Source organism: Magnetococcales bacterium (genome assembly GCA_015228935.1).
Classification (GTDB): domain Bacteria; phylum Pseudomonadota; class Magnetococcia; order Magnetococcales; family DC0425bin3; genus HA3dbin3.
On sequence record JADGCO010000008.1, the window covers coordinates 69,644 to 75,739 of the forward strand.

Below are 6,096 nucleotides of genomic sequence, written 5' to 3' on the forward strand. Positions count from 1 at the left end.
CCATGTATCTGAATCATTTTGGGTTGCAACGTCATCCATTTTCCTTGACACCAGATACGGATCTGTTTTTCAACGGCGGAGAGCGGGAAAAAATCCTGGAGATGCTCCTGCATGCCATCCAATCCGGTGAAGGCATCATCAAGGTGGTGGGAGAAGTGGGCAGTGGCAAGACCATGCTCTGTCGGATTTTATGCCATCGTCTGCCCAAAACCGTGGATGTGGCCATCCTGCTGAATCCCAACATTCCGCCGGAACAAATTGTTGCGACCGTATTGCGAGAATTGCGGGTGACGCCCAATCCATCCGGAAACCGCTGGGCGGATCAGCATATTCTGCTTAATCATCTGGTTGATCTGCACCGGAATGGACGCCATGCCCTGGTATTGGTCGAGGAGGCCCAGAGCATGTCCATGGCCTCCCTGGAAGAGCTGCGCCTGTTGAGCAATTTTGAAACCTCCAGGACAAAACTGTTCCAGATCGTTCTGTTCGGCCAACCGGAGCTGGACCAGACCCTCGCCGCCCATGAAAACCGGCACCTGCGCGAACGCATCACAACGAGTCTGCATCTGCCCCCCCTGACCCGGAAAGAGACAGGTCTCTACCTGCAACATCGTCTGGAAGCCACCGGTCACCCCGATGGAAAAATATTTACCAATGGGGCAGTTCGCGGTTTATATCAGACATCCAGGGGTGGCATTCGACGGATCAACGTTCTGGCACACAAGGCGTTGGTGGCGGCGTTTACCGACTCTTCCCGGATGGTACGGTCCCGACACATCCGTTCCGCAATGGCGTCCAGCGAATTTTCAACAGATTTTTTCGCATCCTTGTCACTCTGGATGCGTCCGATCCTGGTGGCGAGTGGTCTGGCAACCCTGATTGTCAGTGGTACGGTGCTTCACTCCTGGGGCAACACTTCCCGTTCAGGAACCATCCCCCGGATGGGAACAGATATCCCCCTGGAAGAGCGTCTGAAAATGAATGCCAATTCCATGGCGCGGATTTCACAGGCCCTGCCACCATCCCAGACCCAGAGTGCCGCCAGATATGTGCCTGAGTCGCCTGTACCCAGGCTGGAGCAGGAAAAAATCGAAAAAATGGGGGGGCATACCCCCCCCGTACAAGACAAACCTGGGCAGAAATCTGCGGAACAAAAAGTTTCGGAACAAAAGTCACCCGAGATGAAAGCCGCAGAACAAAAAGTTTCGGAACAAAAATTCCCCGAGCAGAAATCTGCGGAACAAAAAGTCGCGGAACAAAAATTCCCCGAGCAGAAATCTGTGGAACAAAAAGCTGTGCAACAAAAATCCCCTGAACAGAAATCCGTTGAACAAAAACCTTCCGGACAGAAACCTTCCGGGCAAAAAACAGCCGAACAAAAAACAGCAGAACTGAAAGCTGCCGGACAACCAGTCGCAGAACAAAAATCTGCAACCTCGACGCCGGAAGCTGAAAAAAAGGAGTTCGAAAAAAAAGTCGCGGACGAATTCATGCTGGCATCGATGGATGCCATCCGTCCCCAGGAGCAGGCGGTCCAAAAGTATGATATGGACCCGAAACAAAACTACCCCTTCCTGAAAAAGGAAGATCCCCTGGCAGACAAAATCATCGCCTCGCATATCTGGATCGAAACCAGCGAGGAGACCCATTTTACCATTCAGTTGATGCAACTGACGCAGGATGACGGATACGCCACCCTGGAAAAAATCATCGCCGGCCTGGATCCGCAGATCGCTGCCAGACGACTGAACGTCGTGCGGTTACGCGATCATCGTCTGCTCATCTATCTGGACGAGTTCAACAGCCAGCAAGAAGCCAGTGCCCTGATCAACCGCCTGCCCGCCACCCTCAAAACCAACAACCCCCTTGTGATCCCCCTGAAACAGGCCCGGGACAAGATTCACCGCAACGCCAGGGTCAGTGGATGACGTCAGAATCGTGTCAGCCATTCATGCCGCATGCAGCGGGATGATTTCGGTTTGCAATCGCTCAAGAAGCCGATTCTTGGCCGTTTCCATGTCGTACTGGGTTTGCAGGCCTAGCCAATATTCCGGTGACTGATCAAAAAAAAGCCCCAGGCGCAAAGCCATCTCTGCGGTTACCGGACGACGCGCATGAAGGATATGGCTGATCTGCATGGCTGAGACACCCACAGCCTTGGCCAACCGGTATTGGCTCATTTTCAGTTCGGCCATGATCTCCTGTAAAAACGCCCCGGGATGAACAGGAGCGATGCGTTCTGCCGTGGCAACGTCAGCCATATCCAGGTGAATCACATCTTCCATATGGATGGGCATGCCTTGTTCCTCAATGGCCGCGCTCTTTTTATCGGCAAAGGTCTTGATCATGGCCTTGATGGTAAACAATCTGTTTTCCATCTGCAACAAAACAATGATTCCACCCGTCTTTGCATGCGTTTTTTTTTGCCTAAAGAATCTCCTTCCCACTGCCATTCGGATTTTCCCGGACCAGCCGGGGAACCGCATAACCGGGCACCATTTCCCGCAAAATATTCAACAGATGAATGCCCTGTGTGCGTGACACCTGGAAATGCGCGGCCCCGGCTACCGGGTCGAGCAGGTGCAGATAGTAGGGCATGACCCCCAGATCGACGAGACTGGTATACAGTTCTGCCAGAATGGGAGCAGAATCGTTGACGCCCTTGAGCAAAACGGATTGGCTGAGGAGTGGAATGCCGTTGCTGACGATGCGTTGCAAGGCCAGACGGGCCGGCAGACTCAGTTCGGCGGGATGGTTGACATGCACGACCAGGATGGGTTGCAGACGGGTGGAGGTGAGCCAGGTCAAAAAATGGTCGGTGATCCGCTCCGGCCTGGCAACCGGCAGGCGTGAATGAATCCGGAGACGACGCACATGGGAAATTCCAGCCAGATCACGAGTCCACCGTGCCAGATCCTGGTCGCCGACCATCAAAGGGTCACCCCCCGAATAGATCACCTCGTGAATGCGGTCGTCCTGACCGATTTTTTCCAGGATCGGTTGCCAATCCCGGATGGCATGGACGCGACGGTGCCGGCGAAAACAAAATCGACAGTGAATCGCGCAGGCATCGGCAACAAGCAACAAAACCCGGTCTGGATACTTCTGGATCAGGCCGGGAATGACCATATGTCCGGCTTCCAGAAGCGGATCGGCGCTGAAACCCGGCACCTCAAGCAGCTCCTCGGCAGTCGGGTATCCTTGCCGCCATAAAGGATCCGCAGGATCATCCCGAACCACACCGGCAAGAAAGGCTTGCGGAAAACGCATCGGATAGCGTCGCTGGGCTTCCCGGACCGCATGGTCAGGGACCGGTCCCGCCCAGGCTTCTGGATTGACCAACAGATCGGCACCGACACCCTCGCTTGGGAGAGAAGGATGCTCTGCGGAAGAAAATCGGTTATACTGCTTTGCCTTTTGAATTGTCATGCTGCCTATAACCTGTTTTCAAAGAGGATGTCATGCTGACCCACAACCAGTTGCGCAACGGAAGCCGCGTGGAGATCGACGGTCAGCCGTGGATCATTGTTTCCGCCCAGTTCGTCAAACCCGGCAAGGGACAGGCCTTCACCAAAATTCGCATCAAAAATCTCATGGATGGTCGGGTGATCGACCGCACCTATAAATCCAGTGAAACCGTTGCCAAGGCAGATGTGGTCGATAAGGACATGCAGTTTCTCTACAAGGACGGTGATCATTGGCACTTCATGGATCCGGCCACCTACGAACAGGTTGCCCTGGGTGAGACGGAAGTATCCGATGCGGTCAACTGGCTCAAGGAGCAGGAAACCTACGCTGTCACCCTGTGGCAGGGCAAGGCCATCTCGGTGCAGGCCCCACCGTTCGTCACCCTGACCATCGTTCATTGCGAGCCTGGCATCAAGGGAGATACCGTCTCCGGTGCGACCAAACCGGCCACCCTGGAAACCGGGGTCATTGTCAAGGTACCGTTGTTCATCAACCAGGAGGAGCGCATCAAAGTGGATACCCGCACCTCCGAATATGTGGAACGGGCCAAGGGCTGAAGAAGGGTCTCCTCCGGTGAATCGAACCGGACATACGCGACCACCCCCTCTGGAACCCAAACCGGATGCCCAAAAATGGCACCCCGCCGCCCAGCGGCAGATTCTGGTCGAACGGGCGCGCATTCTCTCGGAAATCCGGCGTTTTTTTACCGAACGGGAGATGCTGGAGGTGGAAACCCCCCTGCTGGCGCACGGGATGGTTCCGGAACCTCATCTGGAACCTATCCCCTGTGCCGGCGGTTTCCTGCATACCTCCCCGGAAGCCGCCATGAAGCGTCTGGTGGCCGCCGGTTATGGACCCGTTTTCCAGATTTGCCGGGTCTTCCGGGCCGATGAATCCGGACCCTGGCACAATCCGGAATTCACCATGCTGGAGTGGTACCGACCAGGTTGGAGTCTGGCCGATCTGATGGCCGAGGTGGAAGAGCTGGTGGGATGTTTCATTTATTCTCCCCCTGCCCGCTCTTTGACGTGGCGTGAATTGTTCATACACTATGCCCACCTGGATCCGTTCGTGGTCACGCGAGAAGAACTCATGGCCCGCACCGCCTCGCCAACCACCACCCTGGACAAGGATGGTCTGCTCGACCTGCTGCTCGTCGAATTGATCGAACCGGCTCTGGTGCGGGAAAATGGCCTGGTATTCGTCACCCATTTTCCGGCCAGCCGGGCAGCCATGGCCCAGATTCATCCCGGACCACCGCCCGTCGCCCTGCGCTGCGAACTGTATGTCGATGGCGTGGAACTGGCCAATGGCTACCAGGAGTTGACCGATTCCCGGGAACAAAGGGATCGTCTGGAACAAGCCAATCAACAACGTCTGGCCGCCGGACTCGCACCCTTGCCAATGGATGAATTTTTTCTGACCGCTCTGGAACATGGCCTGCCCGCATGTGCCGGGGTTGCCCTGGGAATTGACCGGCTGGTCACCCTGACCCTGGGCCTGGAAAATATTCAGCAGGTACTCGCTTTTCCCGGTGATCGGATATGAAAAGACCGGAAATATCCCTGTTTCAAAATGGACGCAGTCCAGACAGAAACGTGACGTGAATTGAAATCATGAAAAGACCGGAAAAATCCCTGTTTCAAAATGGACGTGGTCCAGACAGGAACAGGAATTGGCAATGGCTGCAATCGAGGAGGAAATACCATGGTCTTGCTGCACACACCACCGGGTGAATTGGGATCCCTGGCCCCCGATTTTTTGTTGCCGGGCGTGGATGGACAAGATCACTCCCTGGACGACTACCAGGATGCCCTGGTCCTGGTCGTCATGTTCATTTGCAACCACTGCCCCTATGTGCAATCCGTCGAGGCGCGTCTGATCGCCCTGGCACGGGAACTCCAGCCCGATAAAGTGCAGTTTGTGGCCATCAGCAGCAACGACACCGTCAATTATCCCCAGGATGATTTCGCCCACATGCAACAACGGGCCAGGGAAAAAAATTATCCCTTTCCCTATCTTTTCGATGCAACCCAGGAGGTTGCCCTGGCCTATGGTGCCGTCTGCACCCCTGATTTATTTGTATACGATGCCGCACGGCACCTGCAATATCGCGGTCGCTTCGACGACTCGCCACGCGATCCCCTGGCTGTGCGGCGTCAGGAATTGAAAGAGGCCATCCTGATGCTGCTCGATGGTCGCAACCCCTCCCCCATCCAGAACCCCTCCATGGGATGCAGCATCAAGTGGAAAGGGGGAACCCTCTAGCCAAAGGTCACCGTCCCGAAACCGGACTGTACTCTCCGGGTGACCATGCATCGCGCTCCAGAGGACCGTTTTTCGTCATGCCGAAATGAATCCCTGCGCAGTTGGTCTCCCATCGGGTTCTTCGGCCTGAATTTCGCATTCCCGATGAGTCGATGGTGGTTCGATTGGGTTTTGTTTGGCATCATGCGGGTTTTACATGCCTGCTTTATGACGGCGTCAAGATTCTGGATCATCACATTTTGGACATGTGTGTCTGAGAGGCTGTCTATTAACCCTCGGATAAAAAAAATTGGAAAAGAAGATTCTATTGGGGCTCCGCCCCAAACCCCGCCAAGAGGAAGGGCACAGCCCTTCCTCCTG

Annotated in this window: 6 protein-coding genes; 4 read left to right on the forward strand and 2 right to left on the reverse strand. The window is 55.2% G+C overall.

Annotated features, from left to right (window positions below):
- Positions 1–2: 2 nt before the first annotated feature.
- Positions 3–1,928 (forward strand): AAA family ATPase, encoded by a 1,926-nt coding sequence (locus HQL65_04135; protein MBF0135405.1) that lies wholly within the window; start codon positions 3–5, stop codon positions 1,926–1,928.
- Between the two features lie 21 nt (positions 1,929–1,949).
- Here HQL65_04135 and HQL65_04140 read toward each other — a convergent pair whose 3' ends face one another.
- Positions 1,950–2,261 (reverse strand): HigA family addiction module antidote protein, encoded by a 312-nt coding sequence (locus HQL65_04140; GenBank protein ID MBF0135406.1) that lies wholly within the window; start codon positions 2,259–2,261, stop codon positions 1,950–1,952.
- A 166-nt stretch (positions 2,262–2,427) separates the two neighbouring features.
- A complete protein-coding gene (locus HQL65_04145; protein MBF0135407.1) occupies positions 2,428–3,429 on the reverse strand; it encodes a KamA family radical SAM protein in 1,002 nt (333 codons plus the stop codon).
- Between the two features lie 32 nt (positions 3,430–3,461).
- Here HQL65_04145 and efp point away from each other — a divergent pair, with 32 nt between their 5' ends.
- From efp to HQL65_04160, 3 genes are all read left to right on the forward strand, one after another.
- A complete protein-coding gene (gene efp, locus HQL65_04150; GenBank protein MBF0135408.1) occupies positions 3,462–4,025 on the forward strand; it encodes an elongation factor P in 564 nt (187 codons plus the stop codon).
- A complete protein-coding gene (gene genX / locus HQL65_04155) occupies positions 4,003–5,016 on the forward strand; it encodes an EF-P lysine aminoacylase GenX (protein MBF0135409.1) in 1,014 nt (337 codons plus the stop codon). The genes efp and genX overlap by 23 nt, the downstream gene beginning before the upstream one ends.
- A gap of 159 nt (positions 5,017–5,175) precedes the next feature.
- Positions 5,176–5,736 carry a thioredoxin family protein gene (locus tag HQL65_04160; GenBank protein MBF0135410.1) on the forward strand — a complete coding sequence of 187 codons (561 nt, stop codon included), beginning with the start codon at positions 5,176–5,178 and terminating at the stop codon, positions 5,734–5,736.
- Positions 5,737–6,096: the final 360 nt, after the last annotated feature.